25 protein-coding genes and 3 tRNA genes are annotated in these 25533 nt (G+C 67.1%); 20 read left to right on the plus strand and 8 right to left on the minus strand.

The window, feature by feature from the left end; translation table 11 throughout:
* Window positions 1–20: 20 nt before the first annotated feature.
* Window positions 21–95, plus strand: a tRNA-Val gene (locus VMT40_RS32790).
* 75 nt (window positions 96–170) lie between these two features.
* Here VMT40_RS32790 and VMT40_RS32795 read toward each other — a convergent pair.
* From VMT40_RS32795 to VMT40_RS32805, 3 genes are all read right to left on the minus strand, one after another.
* On the minus strand, window positions 171–869 hold the full coding sequence (locus VMT40_RS32795) for a hypothetical protein (protein WP_326363197.1): 699 nt from the start codon (window positions 867–869) through the stop codon (window positions 171–173).
* Between the two features lie 270 nt (window positions 870–1139).
* A complete protein-coding gene (locus tag VMT40_RS32800; RefSeq protein WP_326363198.1) occupies window positions 1140–1988 on the minus strand; it encodes an alpha/beta fold hydrolase in 849 nt (282 codons plus the stop codon).
* Window positions 1989–2076: 88 nt separating this feature from the next.
* Window positions 2077–2853 (minus strand): transporter substrate-binding domain-containing protein, encoded by a 777-nt coding sequence (locus tag VMT40_RS32805; RefSeq protein ID WP_326363200.1) that lies wholly within the window; start codon window positions 2851–2853, stop codon window positions 2077–2079.
* A 222-nt stretch (window positions 2854–3075) separates the two neighbouring features.
* Here VMT40_RS32805 and VMT40_RS32810 point away from each other — a divergent pair, with 222 nt between their 5' ends.
* A complete protein-coding gene (locus VMT40_RS32810) occupies window positions 3076–3522 on the plus strand; it encodes a hypothetical protein (protein WP_326363201.1) in 447 nt (148 codons plus the stop codon).
* Window positions 3523–3700: 178 nt separating this feature from the next.
* Window positions 3701–4909, plus strand: coding sequence for a serine/threonine-protein kinase (locus VMT40_RS32815; RefSeq protein ID WP_326363203.1), 1209 nt, complete (start codon window positions 3701–3703; stop codon window positions 4907–4909).
* Here VMT40_RS32815 and VMT40_RS32820 read toward each other — a convergent pair.
* Both VMT40_RS32820 and VMT40_RS32825 read right to left on the minus strand, forming a co-directional pair.
* Entirely contained in the window at window positions 4873–5994 is a 1122-nt protein-coding gene (locus VMT40_RS32820; protein WP_326363205.1) for a hypothetical protein, read from the minus strand. The two genes, VMT40_RS32815 and VMT40_RS32820, sit on opposite strands and share 37 nt — an antisense overlap.
* Window positions 5979–6635 (minus strand): tetratricopeptide repeat protein, encoded by a 657-nt coding sequence (locus VMT40_RS32825; protein ID WP_326363206.1) that lies wholly within the window; start codon window positions 6633–6635, stop codon window positions 5979–5981. The genes VMT40_RS32820 and VMT40_RS32825 overlap by 16 nt, the downstream gene beginning before the upstream one ends.
* 275 nt (window positions 6636–6910) lie before the next feature.
* Here VMT40_RS32825 and VMT40_RS32830 point away from each other — a divergent pair, with 275 nt between their 5' ends.
* The 7 genes from VMT40_RS32830 (at window position 6911) to VMT40_RS32860 (ending at window position 16039) form a co-directional block, all read left to right on the plus strand.
* The gene (locus tag VMT40_RS32830; RefSeq protein WP_326363207.1) at window positions 6911–8404 is read left to right on the plus strand and encodes a serine/threonine-protein kinase; all 1494 of its coding nucleotides are present in this window, start codon (window positions 6911–6913) and stop codon (window positions 8402–8404) included.
* A gap of 20 nt (window positions 8405–8424) precedes the next feature.
* Complete coding sequence (locus VMT40_RS32835) at window positions 8425–9678, plus strand: DUF7373 family lipoprotein (RefSeq protein ID WP_326363208.1); 1254 nt, start codon at window positions 8425–8427, stop codon at window positions 9676–9678.
* Window positions 9679–9680: 2 nt separating this feature from the next.
* A complete protein-coding gene (locus tag VMT40_RS32840; protein WP_326363210.1) occupies window positions 9681–11264 on the plus strand; it encodes a serine/threonine-protein kinase in 1584 nt (527 codons plus the stop codon).
* A gap of 27 nt (window positions 11265–11291) precedes the next feature.
* A complete protein-coding gene (locus VMT40_RS32845) occupies window positions 11292–12704 on the plus strand; it encodes a serine/threonine-protein kinase (protein WP_326363212.1) in 1413 nt (470 codons plus the stop codon).
* Window positions 12701–13951, plus strand: a complete 1251-nt coding sequence (locus VMT40_RS32850; RefSeq protein ID WP_326363214.1) for a DUF7373 family lipoprotein — start codon at window positions 12701–12703, stop codon at window positions 13949–13951. The genes VMT40_RS32845 and VMT40_RS32850 overlap by 4 nt, the downstream gene beginning before the upstream one ends.
* Window positions 13948–15483, plus strand: a complete 1536-nt coding sequence (locus VMT40_RS32855; RefSeq protein WP_326363215.1) for a serine/threonine-protein kinase — start codon at window positions 13948–13950, stop codon at window positions 15481–15483. Before VMT40_RS32850 ends, VMT40_RS32855 begins: the two co-directional genes overlap by 4 nt.
* A 112-nt stretch (window positions 15484–15595) precedes the next feature.
* Window positions 15596–16039 (plus strand): hypothetical protein, encoded by a 444-nt coding sequence (locus VMT40_RS32860; protein ID WP_326363216.1) that lies wholly within the window; start codon window positions 15596–15598, stop codon window positions 16037–16039.
* On the opposite strand, the gene VMT40_RS32865 is transcribed toward VMT40_RS32860, so the two are convergent.
* Both VMT40_RS32865 and VMT40_RS32870 read right to left on the minus strand, forming a co-directional pair.
* Entirely contained in the window at window positions 16014–16433 is a 420-nt protein-coding gene (locus VMT40_RS32865; protein ID WP_326363218.1) for a hypothetical protein, read from the minus strand. The genes VMT40_RS32860 and VMT40_RS32865 overlap by 26 nt on opposite strands.
* A 35-nt stretch (window positions 16434–16468) precedes the next feature.
* Window positions 16469–16999, minus strand: a complete 531-nt coding sequence (locus VMT40_RS32870; protein ID WP_326363220.1) for a DUF2231 domain-containing protein — start codon at window positions 16997–16999, stop codon at window positions 16469–16471.
* 458 nt (window positions 17000–17457) lie between these two features.
* On the opposite strand from VMT40_RS32870, the gene VMT40_RS32875 reads away from it, so the two are divergent.
* The 6 genes from VMT40_RS32875 to VMT40_RS32900 all read left to right on the plus strand — a co-directional run bounded on the left by VMT40_RS32875 (window position 17458) and on the right by VMT40_RS32900 (window position 21386).
* Entirely contained in the window at window positions 17458–18516 is a 1059-nt protein-coding gene (locus VMT40_RS32875) for a fused (3R)-hydroxyacyl-ACP dehydratase subunits HadA/HadB (RefSeq protein WP_326363221.1), read from the plus strand.
* Between the two features lie 382 nt (window positions 18517–18898).
* Window positions 18899–19570: a CPBP family intramembrane glutamic endopeptidase gene (locus tag VMT40_RS32880; protein WP_326363223.1), complete on the plus strand. Its 672-nt coding sequence runs from the start codon at window positions 18899–18901 to the stop codon at window positions 19568–19570.
* A 56-nt stretch (window positions 19571–19626) separates the two neighbouring features.
* Window positions 19627–20499 (plus strand): DMT family transporter, encoded by an 873-nt coding sequence (locus tag VMT40_RS32885; RefSeq protein ID WP_326363224.1) that lies wholly within the window; start codon window positions 19627–19629, stop codon window positions 20497–20499.
* A 104-nt stretch (window positions 20500–20603) separates the two neighbouring features.
* Window positions 20604–20676: transfer RNA gene (locus VMT40_RS32890), tRNA-Gly, on the plus strand.
* 19 nt (window positions 20677–20695) lie between these two features.
* Window positions 20696–20770 (plus strand) — tRNA-Val (locus VMT40_RS32895).
* Window positions 20771–20843: 73 nt separating this feature from the next.
* Window positions 20844–21386: a DUF3558 family protein gene (locus VMT40_RS32900; protein ID WP_326363225.1), complete on the plus strand. Its 543-nt coding sequence runs from the start codon at window positions 20844–20846 to the stop codon at window positions 21384–21386.
* A 15-nt stretch (window positions 21387–21401) separates the two neighbouring features.
* Here VMT40_RS32900 and VMT40_RS32905 read toward each other — a convergent pair whose 3' ends face one another.
* Window positions 21402–21836: a VOC family protein gene (locus tag VMT40_RS32905; protein ID WP_326363227.1), complete on the minus strand. Its 435-nt coding sequence runs from the start codon at window positions 21834–21836 to the stop codon at window positions 21402–21404.
* 214 nt (window positions 21837–22050) lie between these two features.
* Between VMT40_RS32905 and VMT40_RS32910 the strand changes: the two genes are divergently transcribed.
* From VMT40_RS32910 to VMT40_RS32925, 4 genes are all read left to right on the plus strand, one after another.
* Window positions 22051–22362 (plus strand): hypothetical protein, encoded by a 312-nt coding sequence (locus tag VMT40_RS32910; RefSeq protein WP_326363229.1) that lies wholly within the window; start codon window positions 22051–22053, stop codon window positions 22360–22362.
* A gap of 166 nt (window positions 22363–22528) precedes the next feature.
* Complete coding sequence (locus VMT40_RS32915; RefSeq protein WP_326363231.1) at window positions 22529–22981, plus strand: effector-associated constant component EACC1; 453 nt, start codon at window positions 22529–22531, stop codon at window positions 22979–22981.
* A complete protein-coding gene (locus VMT40_RS32920) occupies window positions 22962–24977 on the plus strand; it encodes a caspase, EACC1-associated type (protein WP_326363233.1) in 2016 nt (671 codons plus the stop codon). Before VMT40_RS32915 ends, VMT40_RS32920 begins: the two co-directional genes overlap by 20 nt.
* An 18-nt stretch (window positions 24978–24995) precedes the next feature.
* Window positions 24996–25166 carry a hypothetical protein gene (locus VMT40_RS32925; protein WP_326363234.1) on the plus strand — a complete coding sequence of 57 codons (171 nt, stop codon included), beginning with the start codon at window positions 24996–24998 and terminating at the stop codon, window positions 25164–25166.
* The last annotated feature ends 367 nt before the right edge of the window (window positions 25167–25533 follow it).

A 25533-nucleotide genomic window follows, 5' to 3' on the forward strand; every position in this document is an offset into this window, starting at 1 on the left:
ATTGAAGAGCATGAAGACCCGCGCGATTAGCTCAGCGGGAGAGCGCTTCCCTGACACGGAAGAGGTCACTGGTTCAATCCCAGTATCGCGCACCAAAGTTCACCCAGTTCAGGCCCGGCCCCCGCCGGGCCTTTCTGCTTTCCGGCCTGATCCGAACGACAGTGATCACCTCAGGATGATTCACGGCGTATCGGCTTGGTGGGTCGGCTGGGGTCCCAGTCGACCTCGATGTCGGGTTCCTCGTGTGTATCCGTTCGCTCCAGCATCGGCGATGTTTTCCGGGCGCTTTCGAGCTCTTCGACCAGTGACCGCAACTGCACCAGCAGGGCAGCCGACGGCCGCACGGTCGACGAGCGGTTCGGTTCGGCTCCTACGATCTGCTTGATCCGTTCTCGAAGCTGGTCACGCAGACGGTTGATTCGATTCTCGAGTTCCCCGATCAGCTCGAGCCGCCCACCGAAATCCCACGCGCTGATGCCGTGCGGTGCAGTGAGCTCGATCAGCTCGCGCCCACGTGGGCTCTTCGCCAACAGCCGGAGATACTCGTTCAACCAAAACAGGTACTCCAACACCAGTTGCCGGTCGGAGTCCTCGATGTACACGCCATGGCGAATCACGAAGCTGTTGACATCCGTCAATAGACCGGAGAACGTCTCGGGCCCGAGCTCCTCCAGGGCTGCACGCATTTTGAGTTGGACCTCCTCGACGACACCCCACAACTCCAGGTACGCGTCCTGCTGCAGGCCTTTGAATTTCGCGCTGTCCAGCCGCGCTTGCTCTCGCCTCCAACGATGTTCGCCGACCCAGAGGCCCGCCAGCACCCCCACGAGAGCCATGGCGGGCCCAATGATCGCCACAGCAATGCTCATGACTCCACGGTGGCACGTCGATGCCCTCGCCGCCCGACGTCCACAAGACCGAGCGCGGCCGCGGTTCAACGACGCACTGCGTAAACCAGCCCACGAGAAGCCAACTCAAGTTGATCATGGGCCAAAACCTGCACTATGGCGGCTGAACTGGCAGGAAACTGTCGCGAGATAGCGGTTTGTGCAGGAATTGGCCCATTGCTGCGCCAACTGACTGGCGCCCCAACCGGTATCAGGCTCGAACTTGAGCGAGCGGGGTCGTACGGTGCGTCGTCACGTGAGTAGGTGGGTCAGGATTGGGTGGGCATGGGTCCATAGGAGTGCGCCACCGGCGTCGGGTAGGTAGTGGCGGATGGCGTTTGGGATTCGGGTGGTTAGGGTGGCGCCGTGGTCTGGGGAGTGGGTTGGGTTGGTGTCGTGGCCGCCGTACCAGAGGTGCACGGTGCCGGTGATGGCCTCGACTCGGAATGGCCAGGGGGCGAAGTGTAGGAGCGTGTCGCGGGCGTAGGCTGCGGGGCCCTGGGCGAATCCGGCTTCCAGAGTGCGGCGGAATGACCTCTCGAAACGGGGTTGTAGGTAGATTTCGCGGTCTGCCTCGGCGCTGCCGTCGATGCTCAACCGCCACAAGGTTTCTGCGTTGCCGAAACGGGCGAATTCGGTCTCGGCGGTGGTCGGGTCGGTTGCCGCGAGGTCGACCAGTTGTCGGACCTCGGGCGGCAGAACCGTGCCGGGATAGGCGAGTTCGTCGCCGCCGGACACGATTGCCACGGCCGAGGTGAGTCCACGGGCGGCGCAGGCCAGGGCGAACGGGGCGCCTTGGGAGAAACCGACTACCGCGGGTTGGTCGAGGCCGAGTTGCTCGACGTCATCTGACCAGTCGAGCAGCGTGCGGCCGGGTGCCGCGGTGGAATCGCCCAGACCGGGGCGCTCCACCGAGATCAGCCGCACCCCCAGCTCGGCCAGCATGCCATCCCCGAAACCCAGCCATCGTCCCCATCCCGCCCCGGGGCAGAACACCACGGGCCGTCCGTCCACCGGACCCCACTCGGCCCATGCCAATTCGCGCCCGTCCCGCAGGACCGTAACCCCGAGCCGCGCAGGATCTTCCACGATCACGTCCATGTCCCACACGATCGCGGCACCCTCCCCGGCAACGCAACAGAATTTCCCCATCGCGTGGTCACAGCCACGGGTTCGTGATGGTGCGCGGTCAGCCGATCCAGGTGTCGAGGAGTTGGGTGGGTCTGTCGGCGGCGAGTTGGGTTTGCAGCCAGGCGTTGACGACGGTGTTGAAGGGGAGGTCTCCGCGAGGGAGGAGGTAGGCCTTGGCGGCGGAGTCGAAGGGGTGGTCGGGGTGGAGGACCTGGAGGGCGGGGTGGGTGCGTGCGCGGTAGCGGCCTTCGACGGAGTCGGTGACGAAGACGTCGGCGTTGCCCTGTTCCAGCTGGTCGTAGATGGTGAGGTTGTCGGGCCAGACGATCAGCTGAGCGTCGGGGAAGTTGGCGCGGGCGAATTTCTCGTTGGTGCCACCGGGATTCACGATGACCCGGACGCCCGGCTGGTTGATTTCCGCGATGGTGGAGTACGCGTCGCCGTCGTCGCGTCGGGTGACCGGTGTCTTGCCGTCGACGGAGATCGGGGTCGAGAAGTCGGCGATGCGGCGGCGGTCGGCCGTATCGGAGATTCCGCCGACGGCCACATCACACTTCGCGACGAAGTCATCGGCCAGGCTCGCCCAAGTTGTCGGAATCCATTGCGGCACAGCGTGCAACGCGGCCGCGAGATCGGTGGCAAGAGTAATGTCCACACCGGCGTAGGTGCCGTCGTCCGCACGCAAGGTGTAGGGCGGGTAGTCGCCGGTAGTACACACGCGCAGCACGCCCGACTGCGCGACGGTGATCAACCGCGACGGTACCGGCTCCGCGGTGGCCGCCGGGGCCCCGAATCCCGTCGCGAGCAACCAGCCCACCACGATCACGTTCAGCATTGGCAACAGTCGAGTCGATAGACGCACGGCGCCAAGGTTACTGAATGGTCCCCAGGTTCGCCGAAACAATACAGGTTGAGGAATGCCCAGTCTTGAACGATTTTTACCTCGTGCCCAGGATCCCGCATGCCACCGCAACTCCGCCGGAATCAAGTAGACGACCTCGGCGGCCTGGTCTATAGTCTGCGCCACAGTCGATTCGACATGACTCGGGGAGGAAACATGATCGTCTGGACCAGGTGGGGAATTCTAGCTCTACCATTCGTCGGAATTGGCGCCATTTTTGGCTTCTGTATTGCGGCTCTTATTTATCCCGACGTGCCTTTCGGGGGTCCCTACACGGGTACGCAAGCGCAGATTCCACTGGGTTGCGGTTTCATCCTGTCGGCGGTTTTGATGTGGGTAGTCGTCAAACTGACCGTCGGCAAAATCATCGACAAACCAACGCCCGTATGGGTGCAACGAGAACTTGCCACCCCAATAGTGGACCAATGGGGAAGAACGCAGAAATACACGTGGGTGCAGCCCATCGATGAGCAGACCGGTCAACCGATGGTGCAGCAACCGGTTTCAACACTCTTCTTCATCCCACTCCCGTTTCTCCCGTACGTGCAAGGCATAGGCGGTGTCGTTCTTCTAGTCATCGGCGCATTCGGGCATATGTCCTGAGGGTTGTTCCAGTCTGACTGCAGCGAACCCAATGATCGTCGCAGTAATGCCCATGACTCGACGGTGGCGCGTCGACAACCTTTACGCAGGGATGTCACGCTTTGCGGTTGGATGGACTGTGCTACACGATCGTGAGCACGGCGACCGCGTTCACGGGAAGAGGGGCTTGGGAATCAACATGGCTTTGCGGGAGGGGACGGTCGTCGCGGGGTTCGTCGTAGAACGGCTCCTTGGCACGGGTGGCATGGGTGCGGTGTATCGAGCCCGGCACCCAAGGCTGGAACGCCTTGTCGCTCTGAAGGTCCTGAACGAGGCCCTCTCCAGCGATTCGAAGGCACGTGCGGCGTTCGATCGCGAGGCCAAGCTCGCTGCTCGGCTCGATCATCCCAACATCGTGCACGTCTACGACCGTAGCGAATCAGACAGCGGGTTACTCTGGTTGGCGATGCGGTACGTCGAAGGCGGCGACGCGAATTCGCTGCTTGCCGCGGAACCGCAGGGGCTGGATCCGTATCGAGCCGTTCGCCTGATCACTGATGCCGCGCACGCACTGGACTTCGCTCACGCACGTGGCATCCTGCACCGCGATATGAAGCCCGCGAATCTCTTGATTGATCAGGACATTCTGCATCACGGAGAACGAGCCGTGCTGACAGATTTCGGAATCGCACGCACCCTGGACGATACGTATACCCTGTCCGGCGTGGCCGCGACGCTTGCATACGCCGCCCCCGAACGCTTTCAAGGCGGGCCGAGCGATCACCGCGCCGACATCTACTCGCTAGGGTGCACGTTCTATCAGTTGCTAACTGGGCAGGTACCTTTCCCGCGCGCTGATCAAGCCGCTGTCATCGCCGCTCACCTAACGGCGGTGCCACCGGCGCCCAGCGCAGTACATTCGGGCCTGCCTGCCGCATTGGACGATCTGATCGCTACTGCCCTGGCCAAGGATCCGAATGACCGATACGGCTCGTGCACCGACCTCGCCACGGCTGCGGTTGATGCGCTCGCATCCGCCCCGGCGACTGTTATCGCACCGGTATCATCACCACACCGTACATTGCCGATCGCTGAAAGTTCACCAGGACAGCGAGTTCCCGAGGCCGTACGGGTACCGGATACCGATCGCCGCGCACTTCGACCGCGAAAGTCCTCGATCGCACGTCGAATCGGCATTGTTGTGGTTGCGCTCGCCATGCTCGCGGCGGCCGCGTTGGCGGCAATCGCAATAGGACATGCGATCGCCAGTCGCTATGTCACTGTGGGCTCGAATGGAGCCGAGGCACCTACCAGTCTGAAGTCCGACTTACGCTGCTTACCGGGCGAAGGGTTGCCCACATCTGACCGCGTTCAGCTCGCCTCCGCCGCGAACGTGGCGACGATCTGAGGTAGCGCGCTGTCCGCACCTGTCGACCCGACTCCTGCGCAGTTCAACCTGCTCGAGATGGTTTTGACCAGTTCGGCGAGGATTCTGGCGAAATTCGTTGCGCCGCCTTGGAATTTCGACAGGGTGAAGGCGTCGAGTCCGAGGTCGAAGTAGTACTGCCCCTTTCGGCAGACGACGCGGGAATCGGCACCTGTGTTGTCGCCTCGACTGTGCCAGGTGTAGCAGGCGTCGGCCCCCCAGGCGTCGCCGATGTCCGTCATGACGCGGTCGACGAAGATTTCGCGGTCCTTTTCGTACAGTTCGTCGGTCAGCGATGCGTCGACGATTCCCAGCATCATGACGGTCACACTGGTGGTTTCACCGGTCGACATCGAATTCGGTTGCAGTGGCGGCGGCAGTTGGAAACCGAAATTGCATCCGGCGCGCGGGATGTAGCCCTTGCGCATGTCGACGGGGCCATTGGTGAGGTCGAGACCGATGAGTTGGAGCGCCCTCGGATCGCGGGTGAAACCGATGGCCTGGGGTAGGACGGCACGCAGTTCCACGTCGGTGAGCAGCGCGCAGCCGTCGGGCCATTGTGCCTCGGCCAGTTCGGTTCCCGCGGGGACGTGGATATCGAGCCGCGACCCGTCCGGGGCGGCCGTGCCGACCTGGAGCGGGACGGCGGTGGCGGTCGCGGACGTCGTCGTGGACGGCGGCGCCGCCGAGTCGTGGTCGCGATTCAGCATTCTGCCGATCCAGGCTTGCGCGATGAGCCCGACCGGAATCGGCCACAGGTTGTAGCGGAAGGCCAGCCTCCCGCTGACGTCGAGTGCGATCGCGCAGGTGTCGGTGGCCGGAACCCCTTCCCACACCGCCGAACTCGCGGGCTCGGGATCGACGGCCACGGTGCCCGCGATCGCGTCGATATCCCCGGTATGCAGCCAGATTCGCGACCACTCACCGCTCTGGTCGGCATGCATCAAGGCCACCAGCAGATCACGCGTATCGATCGGACGCGACCCGGCGTCGGCGGCTGCCGCGCGCAAGGCCGCAATGACCGCCGGGTGCAGCGGCGCTCCCGCAAGGATCAGCCGCGGAACCATCGACCCGAAACATCCAGGGACAGTAGGACAATGACGGTGATGCCCCACAGGATGGCGAATATTCCGCCTTGCCCGCCGCCCAGGGCGCCGAGCACGTTCATGAATATCGTCAATCCGGCGAACACCATGGTGGTGATCCTGGCCCCGTTGCGCGCCTGCCCGAAGAACAGGACGGCGACCGCCGCACACAGCACCGGTATCAGCATGAACAGGTAGGCCCCGGCGATATAGCTGTCACCGCTGGCGAGGAAGTAGAGGAAGAAGCACACCCCGAACCCGGCCAGCACGAGCGTGAGTATCTGCGCGACCCGCACCGGTCTGGGCATGCTCGTCAACCGCGGCGGTGGTGGCGCATAGGGCAGCCCCTGCCCGGGCTGTGTCGGGATCCACAGCGGCGGACCGGCATTGACGGTGTGCGCGGCCCGCTGGAACCATTTCTCGGCCGCCTCGGTCTGCCCCTGCCGCCGCAGTATCTCGCCGAGCGCGACCATCGCGTCCCGCTGACCTCTGGTCGCGGCCCGCCGCAACCAGATCAGCCCTTCGGTCGTCTCACCCTGATCGTGCAGTGTCAGGCCGAGCAGATACATCGCGGCGACGCTCCCGGCCTCGGCATCACGCCGATACTGATCCACGACTCCCATCGCAGTCTCCCAACACCCCGGTTCGCCAATCCGCGAACCCCCATCGACACCGTACGTCGGCACCTCGAGCACCGATAGTCGCTCGATAGACGTGGGATAAGCGCGAAGTGGCCGCCGAATATATTCCCCGGCAACCCTTTTCGAGACTCTCACCAGCCGTTAGTATTCAGCACCAATCCGGCGTTGATCGCGGTCGGCGATGATGGGGCGCGGGCGTGTGGCCGGTCGAGTGGAGTTTCGAGGATGTCGGGGGCTGAATCGGGGGAGGAAGCCTGATGGATGTGGCCGACGGCGTGCTGGTCGCCGGTTATCGCATCGTGCGGCGGCTGGGCAGCGGGGGCATGGGCACGGTGTACCTGGCGCAGCACCCGCGATTGCCGCGGTGGGATGCGCTCAAGGTGCTCGACGATCGCCACGACGGCGGGTCGGAATTCCATGCCCGCTTCCTGCGCGAGGCGGAACTGGCCGCGCGGCTCCAACATCCGAACCTGGTCACCGTGCACGATCGCGGCGAGCACGACGGCCGGTTGTGGATCGCCATGCAGTACATCGACGGCGGCGACCTGGCCGGACTGATCCGCCGCGGCCCGCAGGTGCTGACGGTCGAGCGCGCGGTGCGGATTCTCGGCGACGCGGCAGCGGGATTGGACGAGATCCACCGCGCGGGCCTGCTACACCTCGATGTGAAACCGGCCAACATCCTGCTCGCCTCCCAGGCGGACGGCTCGGATCGCGTGCTGGTCACCGATTTCGGTGTCGCGCGCGCCGCCGGAGACACCGCCACCTCGGCCCGGGACACCGCCCCCAGTACCTCCGCCCCCAGCGGTCCCGCCACCACGCTCGCCTACGCCGCGCCCGAGCAATTCGGCGACGGCCCGGTCGATCACCGAACGGATGTCTACGCCCTGGGCTGCACGCTGTACCAGATGCTGACCGGCTCGCTGCCCTTCCCGCGCACCAGCGCCGGTTCGGTGATGTACGCGCACCTGTACGAGCCGCCGCCGCGGCCGTCGACCGTGAACCCACGGGTACCAAGGGAATTCGACGCGGTGATCGCGACCGCGATGGCGAAGGATCCTGCCGACCGGTTCGACACGTGCGGCGAACTCGCGGCGGCAGCGCGCGCCGCGCTCGCCGCCAGCGGCCCGCGTCGCCGGGTGCCGCTGCTGGTCGCCGCGGCCCTGGTAATCTTGGTCGCGGTGGCGGCCACCATCGTCGGATTGTCCTCGCGCTCGACCTCATCGCAGGCCAAGCCGAAGCACCTCCCGGTGACCGGCTCGGTGGACGGCTCGCAGTGGGGCGCCTACGCGTATATCGCCGAGGCGTTCCCCGACCTGCTGCCCGGATTCCCCTACGGGGCCGGATACCAGGACTTGTCGGGCTGCCAGCCGCAGGATTCGAAGTCCAACACGGTCGCTTACGACACCTCACTTCCGGTCGGAACGCTGTTCTGCCTGGGCAATCGCGACCCGGTGATCGATCTGGAGATCGACTGCAATGCCGACCGCACCCCGATCCTGCCGGGTGTCGCCCTGGCCAACTTCCCCGAAGGCGACGAGGCATGGTCCCGCCCTTCGGGGTCGGGTCATTTGTTCTGGGGTCACACCACTTTCATCAATAGCGGCTCCAGTCTCGACGGCCTGACCACGGGCGTGCTGGAGGTGTACTTCGACCATGCCGACCGGAACTTCTGCCGTATCCAGGTGGTCGGAACATCCGCCAGCGGCGCGGATCTGCGTGCCACCTGGTGGCCCGGTGCACCGATTTAGAACGGCCCGACGTGGAGACGATGACGAGAACGACGAAAACGCTGGCCCGGGTCGCGGCCGCGCTGGCGGCCGCGCTGCTGCTGGCGTCCTGCACGATCGACGGCAAGCCGATCGCGCACCGACCGGATACGGCCGGATTGGATACCGGGCGATACAGTGTCGTCCCACTCGAACCGCCCGCGGGCAACGAGACGACAGGCCGGGTGTTGGAGTCGGCCCGGCTGGCCGAGGCGATGCTGGACCCCAGCGAGGTCGATGCCGCGCTGATCAATGCCCCGAGCAGCGTCACGATCGCACCGGTACCCACTCCGGCCTCGGCGACGTTGGTGCTGGCCCAATCCGTGCGTCCGGTGCTCGAACGACACGGCATGCTCGCTGGTTGCCTGGTCGGCGGCAGTGACGTCGCCCCCGGCCCGCGCGGTGTGGAGGTCGGGAAGGGCCGGGTCCTCCTCGCCCTGGTGATGCGCTTCCCCGACGCGGCGGCCGCCCAGCAGGCGGCGGCCGAAATCGATACGGCCGACGCCGCGCTCAATCCGGAGAACGCGGCGGTCACCATCCCGGATTACGCCCAGGCGCACGCACATTGGCGTCCGAGCGTGCCGACCATGGCCGCCACGCTCGCACAGGACGTCTACGTCATCAACCTGCTGATCGGCCACACCTCCCCCGATCTCGCCGCCATGACCGGGTTGGCGCGCAAGGCATTCGACGCGCAGGCGCCGCGACTGCGGAGCTTCGAGCCCACCCCGCAGGACCGCCTCGCCGCGCTGCCGCTCGACCCTGACCACATGGTGCGGCTGATGGTTCCCGACGCGCCCGACCGCTGGTCGTACCCGGGCGTCGTGTCCGCCGCGTTGCAGTCCGCGGCCTCTTGGGATGCATCGCTGGTCGGCACCGGATTCTCCTACGGCCCAAGGGCCACCATGCTGTTCTTCGGGCCCCAGAGGCGGAAGGCCGGTTCGCAGCCGGAGGCAATGATCACCAATGGCTTCGACGCGCTGGTTCGGTACTCGGACCCCGTCACGGCGCACCGGCAGATCGAGAAGGTTCGTGCCGCCGCCGCAGCGGACACCACGCTGCGGCCGATCGACCCGCCCCTCGGTACTTCGGATGTCAGCTGCTACCAGAACCTCAACCCCGACAAGCCCGGCATGAGTGCCTTCCTCTGCCGATTCCAGTACGGGCGCTATACCGGCCTGGTCATGGCCCGCAATGCGACCGGCGTGCGGCAGCGGTCCGCCGCGCAGTACGGCCTGTTGGTGAACGGGGGCTAGCGGTGGCTTCCGATGAACTTCTGCCCCCGGGCACGCTTTTCGCCGGTTACCGGATCGAGCGTGTCCTCGGCCGAGGTGGCATGGGCACCGTCTATTTGGCCCGGCACCCCCGCCTACCGCGCTTCGAGGCATTGAAGGTGCTGCCCAGCGGCTTCAGCGACGATCCCGAGTATCGGGCGAGATTCGGCCGGGAGGCGGAATTGGCCGCGCGCCTGGACCATCCGAACATCGTCGCGGTCCGCGATCGGGGCGAGACCAATGGATGCCTGTGGATCGCCATGCAGTTCGTCGACGGGTTCGATGCCGCGACCTTGATCCGCCGCCACCCCGGCGGTGTGCCGCCGCGACAGGCGCTGCACATCCTCGCTCAGGCCGCTCGCGGGCTCGACGAGGCGCATCGGGCGGGCATGCTGCATCGCGACGTCAAACCGGCCAACCTGCTGCTCGAACCGAGACCAGACCAGCCCGAACGCGTTTATGTCTCCGATTTCGGCATCGCCCGGGGCATCGCGGGCGCGACTCCGCTCACCACGGACGGCTCGGTGCTGGCGACCGTGGCCTATGCCGCACCCGAGCAGCTGAGCTCCGTCACCCTCGACCACCGGGCCGACGTCTACGCCCTCGGGGCCACGCTGTATGAATTGCTCACCGGGGCGAAGCCTTTCCCGCACACGAATATCGCGGCGGTCATGCAGGCCCATCTGATGGAGCCGCCGCCGCGCCCCAGCGCGGTGAATCCGGCGCTGCCCGCCGCGATCGACGAGGTGATCGCGCGGGCGATGGCGAAGCGTCCCGCGGATCGATTCGGCTCGTGCGATGACCTCGCGTCGGCAGCGGCGCACGCGCTGGAGCCAGCGAGCCCGGCCACCCAGCCCACCAATGCCACCGCCCGACTTCGCACCCAGCGGGCACGGTGGCGTCGACCGAATTCCGCCCCGCAGCGGTCGACTCCGCGCCGGAGATCTCCGCGGTGGCGGTTCGCCGCGGGCGCGGTCGGTGCTTGTGTGGTCGTGGCAACGGCCGGAATCGTTGTGCTGACCCACGATTCGAACGCACCCGCGGCATCGCCCGTGACGAGCTCCACCTCCCCCGCGCCGAGCACCCCCTCAGCGAGTGGCAGCTCGGTGACCTGGGGCGCTTACCAGTTCGTGGTGCAGGCCTTCCCTACCCTGCTGCCCTCGGCCCCAATCGCCAGCGGCTATCAGGGGCTGCGCTGCCACCCTGTCAACGATGAGGGCGATCGGATCGCGCTGACGGCACCGCTGGGCAGAACCGCGGGTCTCGAGTGCGAGGGGAACCGCAACCCGGTCAACCTGCTATCGATCGGCTGCCGGGTGAATCGAACACCCAGGGAGATGCCGGGACCCGACAGCGAGGCCACGGTGCTGCGGACCGAACAGTGGCAGCGGACCTCGGGCCAGGGACAGATTCGGGTGTCGACCGGACCGAACGACGAGAGTGGAACCGATGGCTTTCTCCAGATCCAATTCGAGGACCTGGCAAGGAATTTCTGCCTGCTCACGGTGTGGGGCGGCAGCTCCGGCGACGATCTGTACAACCGCTGGTGGCGTGATGCGCCCCTGTGACCGCGTCCCCCGGGAAAGGAGCGCCCGATGAGCGAACCCGTCGAACCCAGCTTCGCCGAGTACCGCATCGAGCGTCGACTGGGCGCGAATTCGATGGGAACCACGGCTCTCGCCCGCCACACCCGACTGGACCGCGTCGACGACCTGACGGTGCTGCTGCCCCGCTACAGCGGCGACGACGGCTTCCGCGAGCGCTTCCTGGCGACGGCGGAACTGGCTGCGCGGCAACGTCATCCGAACCTGGCGGTGGTCCGCGACGCGGGCGAGCACAATGGCCTGCTGTGGTTGGCCAGCCAGCATGTCGACGGCGTGAATGTGGCCGAGATGATCCGGCTCGGCGGCCTCGATCCGGCCCGCGCGGTGCGCATTGTCGGCGAGGTGGCCAAGGGGCTCGACGAACTGCACGACAACGGCCTGCGCCACGGCGATCTGAAGCCCACCGATGTCCTTGTGGCCGAACGCCCCGGCGAACCGGATCGGGTGGTACTGACCGGATACGGTGTGGCCCGGCCCGATCCGGCGCATTCCGCCGTCGACGGGCCGAGCTCCCTGACATATCCGGCACCCGAGCAACTCTCGGGAGCGCCCGGCGACAACCGCACCGAGGTATACGCGCTGGGCTGCCTGCTGTCGGAAATGCTCACCGGGGTCAGGCCGGACCCGACTCGCCGCCTGCCGCCATCGGCGCAGAATCCTTGGCTGCCTGCCGAACTCGACACGGTGGTCGCGCGGGCGACGGCGGCCGATCCCACCGAACGGTATCCCGATTGCGAGTCGCTCGCGCGTGCGGCGACGGCTGCGGCGGTCACCACGTCCCCGCCGCCACGACGTCCGCACCGTGGGCTACTCGCCGTCGCGGCGCTGGTGATCGTGGCCGCGGCCGTGGGGATTTCCGTATGGGCGCTGCCCGGCAAGAAGCAGTCCGCGGCTCCGCCCGCTCCTACACCGGCGACCACGACCAGCCGCTCCCCCGAATTGAAGGCGGCGCTATGGGGCGCGTACGCCTACGTCGCCGATGCCTTCCCGAATCTGCTGCCGGTCTCCGTGGACGGCGTGGGTTACCAGGAGCTGTACAACTGTCACGCCGTCAATTCCGATGACTACGACGTGTCGCTCTACGACCAGGCACCGGTGGGTCGTCTGTGGTGCTGGGGTAATCGGAATCCCGTGTGGAATGTGTTTCTGACCTGCAATGCCGACCGGTCGCCCATACGACCGAAGCCAGCGACCTTCACGGTGGAAGGCGAGGAAATCTGGACTCGACCCACCGGGACAGGGTATTTGCGGTGGGGCAGTTACCAATCCATGACCAACAAGACCATGGCCGAGCTCGAGGTCTATTTCGACAATCCGCAGGAATCCTTCTGTTCCTGGAAGGTCCAGGCCGACGGTTCCGGCAGCGACCTGCACACCCGGTGGTGGCCGGGGGTATCGGTATGAGCGGCACCAAGATTCGGCTGCTGGCCGCGGGCGCGCTGGCGACCTCGCTATTGATCGCGGGCTGCGCGGTGCCGGGTCACCCGCGCTCGGCCACTGTGAACCCGGCGACCCTGGACGTGGGTCCCTACAGCACCGAACCTTTCACCGCCGCGCCGACCGGCACGGACGCCGACGGGCGCGTCCTCGAGGCGGTGCGGATGGGCGAGGCGGTGATCGATCCGATGGACGCCGATCCCACCCTGACGCACCGTTTGGGCAGTGCCGCGTCGGTGCCGATCCCCTCGCCGGAGAAGGCGGTGTATCTGTCGGAACCGGTGCGCGGCGTCCTCGCCAAATACGGCATGCTGGCCGGATTCTCGGTCGCGGGCGCGGATGCCGAAATCGACCCCTACGTCGCCGTCGGCCATGCCCGGCTGCTGACCGTCATGATTCTCCGCTTTCCGAGTGCGGACCAGGCCCGGCAGGCGGCCGCGGCGATCGATGCCGTGGACGCCGCCGTCAGCCCCGACAATGTGCCGGTGTCGATCCCGGATCACCCTGGCGCGCACGGCCATTGGCGGCCAACCGTACCGACGCTGGCCGCCACCGAGGCACAGGACGCCTATGTGATCACGGTGCTCGCCGGGTACCCCAGCACCGATCTGGGCGCGTTGACCACCCTGGCCCGCAGTGCGCTCACCGCACAGGCGAGCAGATTGCGGGACTTCACGCCGACGCCGCTCAGCGATTTCGCCTCGCTGCCACTGGATTCGGACGGCATGCTCGCCCGCATGCTCCCCGAGGCACCCGGCGTGTGGCCGAGGCCGATGGTGCTGTCCATCGCCGCGGACAAGGACGCGGGTTGGAAGGCACGGCTGATGCCGAGCGGCGTCGTCTACGGCCCGCGAGCGTCTCAGCGCTGGGCGCAGTGGGCGGCGGACGGGCCCGATACCGGCGGCATGGTGATCGCGCTGCGCGGGCAGAATCTCCTGGCTCGCTTTCGCGACGCCGTCACCGCGCGCAAGGAATTCGCCGCTACCGCTGATGAATTGAACAGTCCGGGGATTCGCCCCGCACCCGCACCGGCGGCAATTCCGGACGTCCGATGCAGTGAATGGGTGGGAGGCGGTCAGTACGACGTCAGGTTCGCCTGCCGCGCGCTGTACGGGGTCTACGACGTGCAGGTCTACAGCCGCACGCAGGCCGATGCCCAACAGCGGATCGCCGCCCAGTACGCCCTCCTGGTCAAAGCGGAGTCGCGGGGATGACCGGGCGCCTGCGGCCCGGCACCGACTTCGCCGGATACCTGATCGAATATCTGCTCGCCGAGGGCGGAATGGGTGCCGTGTACGTGGCGCGCCACCCCCGCCTGCCACGCCTGGACGCGGTGAAGGTCCTCTCGGCCGAGCACTGCGCCGATCCGGAGTTCCGGGCGCGGTTTCTGCGCGAGGCCGATCTGGCGGCGCGGATCAATCATCCGAATGTCGTTGCCGTGCACGACCGTGGCGTGTTCGACGGTCAGCTCTGGATCGCCATGCAATACGTGCCCGGCAGCGACGCGGCGGCACTGCTCGCCCACGGTCCACTCGCCGCCGAGCGGGCCGTGGACATCGTGGAACAGGCCGCCCGCGGCCTGGACGAGGCGCACCGCGCCGGAATGATCCACCGCGACGTGAAACCCGCGAACCTGCTCATCGATACGCGACCGGGCCGACCGGACCGAGTACTGGTGAGCGACTTCGGCATCGGCCGCAGCGTCACCGATTCCACCGCGCTCACCGCGGCCGGGACGGTGCTGGCGACGCTCGCCTACGCCGCGCCCGAACAGCTCATGGGTGAGCGCGCGGATCACCGTGCCGACGTCTACGGCCTCGGTGCCACCCTCTACCACTTGCTCACCGGGACAGTGCCGTTCCCGCGTCCCACCCCCGAGGCGGTCATCGAGGCGCACCTGACCGCGCCACCGCCGCGCCCGACCGCGGCCCGCCCCGAGTTGCCGATGGCGTTGGACGCCGTGATTGCCCGCGCCATGGACAAGGATCCGGGCCGACGGTACCCATCCTGCGGCGCGCTGGCGGCCGACGCCCGGGCCGCCCTCACGACAATGCCGGTTCCCGCCGCGCGGCCTCGTCGATCGAGGCGTCGGCGACTGGTCGAGCTGGCGGCAGCGGCGGGCATTGTCACCGCGATCGTGACGGCGACCGCCGTTGCGTTGCACCAGAATTCCTCCAGTGAGTCGGCACATCCGACATCGGCGGCATCGGCGTCCGCCACAACGCCCGCCTCGTCGATCTCGAGGACCGCCGGGACCACCACCACCACCAAACCGGCGGCTACCTGGGGCAGCTACTCGTTCATCGCACAGAAGTTCCCCGACCTGCTACCCACCTCGCCGGACGCCGCCGGATTTCAGGGCATCCGCTGCGCGGCGGTCACCGAGAACAGTTCCCCGGCCGATATTTCGGTGCCCGCCACCGGAATAGCCGTCTTGGCGTGCAACGGCGACAAGCATCCGCTGCATCAGTTGAAGGTCGCCTGCAATGTCGATCGCAGCGTCTGGACGCCGACACCGCTGTCGGACGGCGACACTACCGACGGTTCACAGTCATGGACGCGTCCATCGGGCAGCGGTTGGATGACCTGGGGTCACTTCTTCGTTCCGGAAGGAAACACAACGGTCGGTGTCCTCGACGTCACTTTCGATGCCAATACCGGCCGGGACTTCTGCTTCCTGGCGGCCTTCGCCCAGCCGGACGCCCAAGCCCTCGTCGACACGTGGTGGCCGGGGTTGCCGCTGTAGGCCCGTTCGTCGCTAACGGAGACATCTCATACGTCTGCAAGGAAATCGATAGAGAGTTCCAAGGCTGCGGACATACCGTTTCGGTGACTGCTTCCCGAGGGGGTGAATGACCATGGCGCTTCGTATATCTGGGCGCGCGATTACCAGTGATATGACGCCGGAGACCGCGCATTTGGTGCCCGGGCCCGGGGGTGGGACGTGGGTGCTCAGCTGGTTGCCCGGGTGGGATTTGACGCAGGATCAGGCCATTGACGGGATGGCGTTGGACGAGATCCTCAGTGATCCCGAGCCGGAGGATCGGGAGTGGGCGTTGGAGATGGCGGCGCTGCGAGCGCGGTCGCTGGGGATGGAGCTCGAGGATGTGGTGGTGCGGTTGTGCGCTCGGGTGATCGAGCGGGATCGGCTGCGGTATCGCGACGAGGAGAGGCAGCGGCAGGAGGGGACGGACCGTCCCCCGGCGGAGTCCGGGGGACGGTACGCCGGAAAGAGTGTGGCGCAGCTCCTTTGGGAGGTGTGGCGGGGGCGGGTGATCAGCTTCCTACACCGAGGGCGGTGAGGAAAACCAGAACGACGGTCGTCACCGCGAGCAGGCCGTGGCCGCCGACGATGGCGACCGGGAAATGGCGTTCGGGGGCGGCGGTGGTGGCCGCGGCAATGCTGTTGCGGGAGCGGTAGACCGGCAGCCAGCGGGCCAGCATGAAGAACCCGAGCGCGGCCACGGGAACCAGCAGGGCGAAGGCGATCCAGGCCAGGGCGTCGTTGTCGAGGACGAGATAGACGATCCAGACGATCAGCCCCGCGGCGGCGAGCAGGAAGTGGCCGAACAGGACCGGGGCGGGCAGGTGGCTGCTATCGGGCTGGCGCACACCGCCTTTGGCGATCCATGTGCCGAGCAGGACGAAACCTCCGGTGGCGGTGAGCAGCCAGAGGATCAAAGCGGCTATGCCCATGATGTTCCTCCAAAATATGAGTGGGGTACGGGCTTTCAGTGCCGGAAACCGGCGGCCTGGGTGGCCTCGTCGGCCACGCGGACGCCGTAGTGATAGGCGAGCTTGCCGCCCAGATAACCCGAGACGGCCAGCACCGCGAGGGTCACCAGAGACAGCACGAGCGGCCCGATCGGAACGGATCCGTGTGGGCCGGAACCGGATTCGCGCCACCAGAAGTTCAGCGCGTACGCCACGGTGACGGCGAGATTCAGGCTCATGTGCACCAGCGCGGTGCGGAACGCGGGTGTTCGGGTCGGTATCGCGAACAGGTCCAGGAATCCGAGCGTGGCCGCCGCGAGCGCGCCCAGCACGCCCAGGCCGATCAGCCAGACCGAGCCGCGGGCCAGGAAATCCGGATCGTCGACCACATGTGAGCCGAGGTCGAAGACCAGGCTCGCCACCCACGCACCGATCGGGACGGTGACCAGGATCGGGTGGAACGGATGCCCGTACGGTCCGGCCAGCGCGGCGCTGACCGGGCGCTTGGCTTGCCGCATGTCACTCGCCTGATGCGTGTCACTTGCCATCGCAGCCTCCCAACCTTGGGATATTTACGGCAAAGATCATTGGGGTTATTCGTGAGGCGGGGTCGAATTCGCCACACCCGACGGACTACCCACGCAGCTTCGCCCAACACAGTTGGCCTCATGGTGGCTGGGCGCGGCTGCTCACCGAAGGCACCGGCGAGAGCGCCCGTGACGCGGCGCAGCGCGTCGCCGCCGATCGCGGCCGGGAACTCGGCGCGCGCCGTCCTGGCCCCCGAGCCGGGCCAGTGCTGCGTCGAACTCCGCCCGCACGCCTGACGCTCAACGGCGGTGGTTATTCTGCGCGTACCACCATGTCCGCGCACACACCTCGCGTCCGTGGTGGCCGCCTGCTCCACCTCGATGGCTCGGATGCGGGCGGGTGCGGTTTCACACGGACTCCCTTCGAACGAGCATCTCGGTCAGTTGACTTGCGTCCACACCTGGCAGAAGGGATCGTCGTGACCATTGTGCAGTCCGACTCCACCGATACGCTCGAACCCGTGACGTTCGACCCGATCGCGCACGCGACCTCGATGGTGGGCCGCCGTTTTCAGCTCGACGGGTACTACGAGGTCGGACGGGAGAAGGTGCGCGAGTACGCGGCCGCCGTTCAGGACGACCACCCCGCGCACTGGGACGAGCGGGCCGCGACCGAGCTCGGCTACCCGACGCTCCCGGCGTCACCGACATTCCTGTCGATGCTGGCGGCACCCGTGCAGCACGCCATGAGCGGCATGCTGACCGGATACGACCTGCGGGCCTCGGTGCAGACCGATCAGGTGATGGAGTTCCACCGGCCGGTCATGGTCGGCGATCGGGTGACCAGCAATGTGGCCTTGAAGTCGTTCCGGCAGGCCTTCGGCGGCGACATGTTCGTCTTCGAGAATGTGATCACCGATCAGCACGGGGAGGCGGTGCTGACGGGGACGACCAGTGTGATCGCGCGGTCCGACCAGTCCGACGAGCACACCGACGCGCACCGGCTGATCGGGGATCTGGTGCATCGCGGCATGGACACGTTCATTCGGCGCGCCCCGCGCCGCACCGAGCTCATCGATTGGGCTCCGGCGGTGGGCGTGTATCGCAGCAGCCGATCGCGTGCGGCGGGCACGCTGGCCGCTGGCGACGAATTGCCCTGCCGCACCGTACTTCTCACGGTCGGCGACCTGGTCCGCTACGCCGGTGTCGCGGGCGACGCGAACCCGATCCACTGGCATGCCGGAGCGGCCCGCGCGGTCGGACTCGAGCGCGGCGTGGTCGCGCACGGCATGCTGACCATGGCCTACGGCGCGGGCTTCGTCACCTCCTGGCTGGGCGATCCGGGCGCGCTCAAGCAATACAGCGTCCGCATGAGCAACCCGGTCTACGTCACCGAAAACGGCTCCACCGCAATCGAATTCACCGGCAAGGTGAAGTCGATCGACGACCAGGACGGCACCGCGACAGTCGCCATCAGCGCGTCCCACGAGGGCCGCAAGGTCTTCGGCCGCGCCACCGCGGTAGTCCAACTGGCCTGAGCAACAACCGGCCGGAATCCACTGCGGGAGCGTGGGTTCCGGCCGGAGCCTCTCACCCGCAACCGAGCAGTTCGCCACCCCGGGCGGAGGCCGGGGACAGCTGGCCACTCCCGCAGGCGGGGTGAGCGGTGGGGCCGACCGCCCATGCCGAGAGCAGCGAGGCGGTGGTCGACCGGACCCCGCGAAGCTAGCGGCCGGGTCGAACGCGAAGAGGCGGGCGGTTGGGGTCGGGTTCGTGAGCTGGGGAGGTAGCTCATGCGGTCCTCGCGACGCGGTTCGCTAATACTGCGGAGGTGTAACTCGGCCTTGCGCCCATGGCGTTGGAATCGTGGCGATGCGCGGTCGTCGGCGCGGTTGCGGGGCGCAAATTAGGGTGTAGCCCATGAGGATTCGGCCGGGTCGGCGGGCCTATTTGGCGGCGGAGTACGCGGCGTTGTTCTTCGGGGGGACGACGCTGTACAACGCGGTGATGCGGGGGAAGCCGCCGATTCCGGCGTTGCTGGTGCTCGCGTCGGGGGTGACGGTGTATTTGCGGCGGTCGAAGGGGTTCGATCGCGAATCACTGTGGCGCGCGGAGGCGTTTCCCGAGCAGGCGCGGTCGATGGCGGTGACGGCCGGGGCCAATGCCGTGGCGCTGACCGCGGCGACGGCGGTGGTGCACCGAAAGGATCTGTTCGATCTGCCGCGCCGGAATCCGCTGATCTGGCTGGCGGTCATGGTGCTGTACCCGGTGTTGAGCGTCTACCCGCAGGAGTTGATCTTCCGGTCCTTCCTGTTCCACCGGTACAAGCCGGTATTCGGTGAGGGCCCGGGCATGGTGGCGGCCAGCGCCGCGGCCTTCGGCTACGTGCACATTCTTTTCGGCAGCTGGTTCTCGGTGGCGGCCAGCAGCGTCGGCGGCTGGCTCTTCGCCGCCCGCTACCTGCGCACCCGCTCGCTGTTCACGGCCTCGGTCGAGCACGCGGCCTACGGAATGCTCATCTTCACCATCGGATTGGGCCGCTACTTCTACCACGGCGCGACCCCCGCCCGCCTGCCCCTCGACCCCGTCTGAGTCCCGAGGCCCACCTGCCGACCGACCGGGATGGGTGGGTCCGGCAGACTGGCCGGGTGGGAAACCTACCTATCGCAGCCGTGGTCTGCGCGTTCATCGGGGCCGTGCTGTTCGCCGTGTCGGCGGTGGCGCAGCAGCGGGCGGCGGCGGATGTGCCCGAGGGTGATGCGCTGCTGGCCAAGCTGATTCGGAATCCGCGCTGGTTGGCCGGATTGATCGGCGACGCGGGCGGGTTCGGGTTTCAGGTGGCGGCGCTGGCCCTGGGGTCGGTGCTGGTGGTGCAGCCGATTCTGGTGACGGCCTTGGTGTTCGCGCTGCCGCTGGCGGCGCATTACAGCGGACGGCGGGTCACCGGGACCATGTGGGCGCAGGCCGGGGCGCTGTCCATCGCGCTGGCCTGCTTCCTGGTGGTCGGCGCGCCGACCGAGGGGGTGGCGGACGCGCCGTGGCATCACTGGATGGTGCCGCTCGGCTTGATGATCGGCCTGATCGTGGCGGGCATCGCGGTCGCCACCACGGTGCGCGTGCCCACCCTGCAGGCCCTGCTGCTCGGCTCGGCGGCCGGACTGCTGTTCGGCATCTCCGCCGCGCTCACCGAGAGCGTGACCCAGCAGTTCGGCCGCAGCATCGGCGCGGCGTTCACCGGCTGGGAGCTCTATGTCCTGGTCGCCTGCGGCATGCTCGGCCTCTACGTCCAGCAGCGCGGCTACCAGGTCGGCCCGCTCTCGGCCTCGCTGCCCGCCTTCACCGTCGCCGAACCCCTCGGTGCGGCCTTCCTCGGCATGACGGTCCTCGAGGAGTGCCTGCGCAGCGGCCCGGTCGGCACCGCCTTCGTGGCCCTGTCGGTCATTGTCATGTGCGTTGCCGCCGTCCGCCTTTCCCGCGCCCAGGCCGCACCCACCCTCGAACCCCAACCGGTCACCGACTGACACGCCCGAATCACCCGGTTTTCCAGGCGATTTGCATTTACCACCCACCCATAGGCTAATGTTCTCTCCCGCAAGCCAATCGGCCTTCCGGGCCGGGTGAGCGTGCGGATGTAGCGCAGCTGGTAGCGCATCACCTTGCCAAGGTGAGGGTCGCGGGTTCGAATCCCGTCATCCGCTCTCAGAAGGATTTACCCCCGCGCGATTAGCTCAGCGGGAGAGCGCTTCCCTGACACGGAAGAGGTCACTGGTTCAATCCCAGTATCGCGCACCAGATGTGGTGAAGGGCCCGGTCATCGCCGGGCCTTTCGCCTTTCACAAGAGTTATTTCAGTTCGGGAGGGTTCCGTGCGGAAGCGCTTGGTCCGCATGACGATCGCGGTGGCGGCGACACTGATCGCGAGTGGCTGCTCCAGCCATCCGGATTCCACCGCGGCCTTGGATCCGTGCCGTCAGATCGGTGACGACACCGTGCGCGCGGCGGGTTTCGAGCCGTCGACCAAACTGATCAAGGACGACGTTCCCGGTTCCCCCGCGCACGAGTGCACCTTCACCGCCGCGGCCACCGGCATGCTGCGCATCGACCTGTACACCTCGGGCAATACGTACGACAACCTGCTCACCGACGCGCAATCGCGCGCGGTGACCAATGGCCGCACCCCGCCCGAGGTCTCGAAGATCAACGGCCGCGACACCTTCACCCACCCCGAGGAAATCATCGGCGAGGACAAGAGCATCCCCCTGGGCTGCTCCGCCACCCTCCGCACGGCCACGGGCGCACTGAAGTTCACCGTCCTCCCCCACGCCGAGGACCTCTACCGCACCGACGACGCCTGCAAAGCGGTCAGCAAGGCCGCCCAAGCCATCGAACCCACCATCGGCACCCGCTGACCTCCCGAGTCCGGTTCAGTCGAGGCAGAATTCGTTGCCCTCGATGTCCTGCATGACCAGGCAGGACTCGTTGAAGCCGTCCGCGCGCAGCAGTTCCACCTTCACCGCGCCGAGCTTCTCCAGTCGCGCGCATTCAGCCTCGAGGGCCGCCACCCGCTCGTCCCCGACGAGGCCGGTGCCTACGCGGACGTCGAGATGGACTCGGTTCTTCACGACCTTGCCCTCGGGAACGCGCTGAAAGAACAGCCGCGGACCAACACCGTTGGGATCGACGCACGCGAACGCGCTCCCCTGCCGCTCGGGCGGCAAGGACCGGTCGAACTCCTCCCAGCTCCCGAACCCCGCCGGTGGCGGCGGCACCACATACCCCAAAACCTCACACCAGAACCGCGCCACCCGCTCCGGCTCCGCACAGTCGAAAGTCACCTGCACAGTCCGCACCACACCCATCCCGCCACCCTAAACACCCGCCCGCACCGACGACAATGCAATTCAGCAGGCAAACGTCGAGAAGACCCCTGCCCCAGTGCATTCTGGTCGCATCCCCTAATCCCCCTAGTCCCCCGTACTTGCCGGTTTTCGGCGGGGGTGTGATCGATTTCGGGTGGGGATCAGGCACACTCGTTGGCGATAACCGAACACGAGCTTCTTTGGGAGTGAACGTATGCGCAAGATGCTGACGTCCGGTGTGCTGGCCGCGAGCGCGATTGGCGCTCTGCTGGTGCTGCCCGCCGGAAACGCCTACGCCCTGTCCCCCGCCTGCCAGGCCGCCGGGGACATCCTCAACAGCTACGGCTCGCTGGGCCCGAGCCCGCAGCAGAAGCAGGAGGCGGCGGACCGGCTGCACGCGATCGACGCCGACGGCCAGGAGAAGTGGGCCATCGACAACTACGCGAACGCGCTGGCCAACGGCGATGTGGCGGCGGTCGGTTCCGCGGCCCCGATCCTGAACGGCATCTGCCAGCAGGGCGGCTAGAACATCCTGCTCCGCAGCACACTTCGGGCCGGGTCGGTGGTGACCCGGCCCGAAGTGTGTTCGGACCAAGGCGGTGGGATCTCGACGGGTGCGGGGGCGGGATGGGGCACTCGGGCGGGGTTGGGGGCCTAGAATTTCGGCACAACCGTTGCTGGGGAGGGGTCGCGTGAGCACCACGATCATTATCTCGATCTCCGACGCCGAGGACGACGTCGCGGAACTCGGGTCGCTGTTCAACGCCATCGTGGATGACGATGATTTGCGGAGTGTTCGCAAGCAGCTGGTCGGTGGGGAGTCGGTCGCGGGGACGCTGGGGGCCGAGGAGATCATCAAGCTGGTGGTGGAGTCCGCGCCGTTGATGGCGGCGGTCACCGCGTGCGTGAATGCCTGGTTGTCCAGTCGCAGAACGAAATTCACGCTGAAGATCGGACAGAACGAGATCTCGGTGAACGGCAAGGTGTCCGAGGATCTGGTGCGCCAGGCGCTGGAGCAGATCAAATCGGACGCGCTGCCCGCGCCGCAAGCGCCGGACGCACTCCCCGCACCTGACGCACATCCCGCGCCGCAAGCGCGGCTCGAGCCGGATGGGGAATCGGCGGATGCGGCTCCCCGACAGTGAGCGCTCCCGTGCGGTGCTGATCGGAACCTCCACGTACGCGGCGGATTCCGGTTTCGCCCCGGTGCCGCAGGTGGCCGAGAATCTCGCCCGCCTGGCGCGGCTGCTGCGGGAGCGGACCGGGCTCACCCACATCGAGGTGCTGAGCGATCCGCGCTCGTCGGAGGATTTCGCGCGCGTCCTCGAACCGGCGGTCGAGGCCGCCGAGGATCTGCTGCTGTTCTACTACGCGGGCCACGGCGTGACGATTGGCCACGACAGCACCGAGCTGGCCCTCACCCACAGCGCGTCTTCCCAACGGCGGCCGGGCTATTCGACGCTCCCCTACTCGGTCATCCGCGACGATATGCGCACCTCGCGCGCCGCCGTGAAGATCGTGATCCTCGACTGCTGCCACAGCGGCAAGGCCTTCGGCGGCCCCGCCCTCGCGGGCGAGGACGACAACGAGGCCCTCCGCGAACTCGCCGAAATCGAGGGCGCGTACGTCCTCACCGCCGCCTCGAAATTCGCCGCCGTCCAAGGCCCCGACGGCTGCACCGCCTTCACCGGCACCCTCCTACGCCTCCTCCACACCGGCGACCCCGACACCGGCGAATACCTCACCTTCGCCCGCCTCTTCCCCCTCCTGGATTCGGCCTTGCGCCGCAACGGCTTTCCCCGCCCCCGCGCCACCGGCCGCAACACCGCCGCCGAACTCGCCCTCACCCGCAACGCGGCCTGGCAACCAGCCCCCACCCCACCGCAACCCTCCCAACCGGCCCCCACCCCACCGCGACCAGCTCAGCCGGAGAGCACCGCATCGCCATCCCTCGAGCCGGAACCCGCTGCATCGCAACCCATTCGGCCGCACACCGCCACCTGGCAGTCCGACAGACCTCCAACAGTCCAGCCGTTCACGGCACGACCTCAGCCCGCCCAATCGCCCACCGAACAGCCCCAACCCACTCCACCGCAGCAGCGCCTTCCGAGCCCAAGTCTCGCCGAGCGTGAGGCAGCCGCCATTCCCGTGGTCAGCCTGCGATCGCACTGGATCCGGACCATCTCGATGCCGGATCCGGTTCTCGCGCTGGCCTTCTCGCCCGACGGCAAGCGGCTGGCCGTGTCCTGCCGTGGAACCGCGGCGTACCTGGTCGATGTGTCGACCCACCAGCGCTTGCGTGTCCAGCACGGCCATCGACTGGCCTATCGCACCAACCTCATTCTGGATCGATACTCGGATGTCGACAGCCAATTCAGCGGCTGGGATATCGATTTCGCGCCCGATGGCTCCCGTTTCGCGACCGCCATCGGCCACGGTCCGGCCGTGGTGTGGGATGCCGAGACCGGTGCCGAGATCACGCGGCCGTTCCACCGGGGCGCGGTCCGGGGACTCCGGTTCAGTCCGGATGGTCGGCGACTGGCCACCCTCGATCGTGGGGATGTGTTGCTGCACGAGGGTGAGCCGCGCGAACTCGTCTCCGGCGATGCCGTTTTGCGCATGGCGTTCAGCCCGGATGGAACCGCGCTGGCCACCACCCACCACCTCGAATCCGAGATCCGGATCTGGAATGTGGCCGATGGCAGCCAAACCGCCACGATTCTGGCGCAAACCCCGTACTGGGTCGCCTGGCATCCGCGCGGAGATCGGCTCGCCACCATCGCCATGGGCGGCCGCATCGAGCTGTGGGATGTCCGTAACCCGTCACTCCCCGCCCGACGCGTCTTCTTCCACACCGACCCGCTGGTCGACATGAACTCCATGACGAAGACCGCCCGCGCGCGAGCGCATATCGAAACCGTCACCTTCAGCCCCGACGGCCGTCTACTCGCCACCACCGCCCGCGACAAGACCGCTCGAATCTGGGACGTCGACACTGGCGCCTGCCTGTCTCTGATCCCCCACGACGGCATCGTCACCTGCGCCGCCTTCAGCCCCGACGGTCGCCTGATCGCCATCGGCAGCCGCGACAAATCCATCGAACTAGTGGAACTCGGGGCGAGTAGGCCCGGAAGCGAGTAGCGCGAACCTCGGGGCCCCATGGTCCAGAGGATCATTTCGTTCTGGAAGTTGTCGAGCTGGCTGGTGAAGCCGATGGTGGCCTCCATGGGCTGGGTGTGCTGGAGCGGCATGAGATACAGCGGGGGATTCTGGACGTCCAGGGTGCAGGTGCTGGCACCGCAATCCCCGGGCAGCAGCGCATTGGCCTGAGCCCCGATCAACCACACCGTTTGCGGCTGACCGCTCACGACAGCATTGGTCACCAGGTGGGCTTTTCCATAGGCGAGGCCGGGAAATTCGAGGCTGTGCCCGAGGCCGCTGACCAGTTGGAAGAAGCCTCCGCCCTGGGGCGCGGGAACGTGGTCCCAGCGCTGGTCCGGCGCGATGTACCCGTCCGAACCGAGTTGGCAGGGCTGCAATTCCACGGCGGCGTTCTCGCCGAGATCTGTGAGAGCCCGTTAGCTAACTGCTCATTTCCGTTGTCGGGCCAGGCGGCGTGACATGAGCAGGATCATGGCCCAGGTGACCATGGCTTCGTGGTGTTCGGGGAGCCGTTCGTAATCACGGACGCATCTGC

The organism is Nocardia sp. CDC160 (genome assembly GCF_035818795.1).
Lineage (GTDB): Bacteria > Actinomycetota > Actinomycetes > Mycobacteriales > Mycobacteriaceae > Nocardia.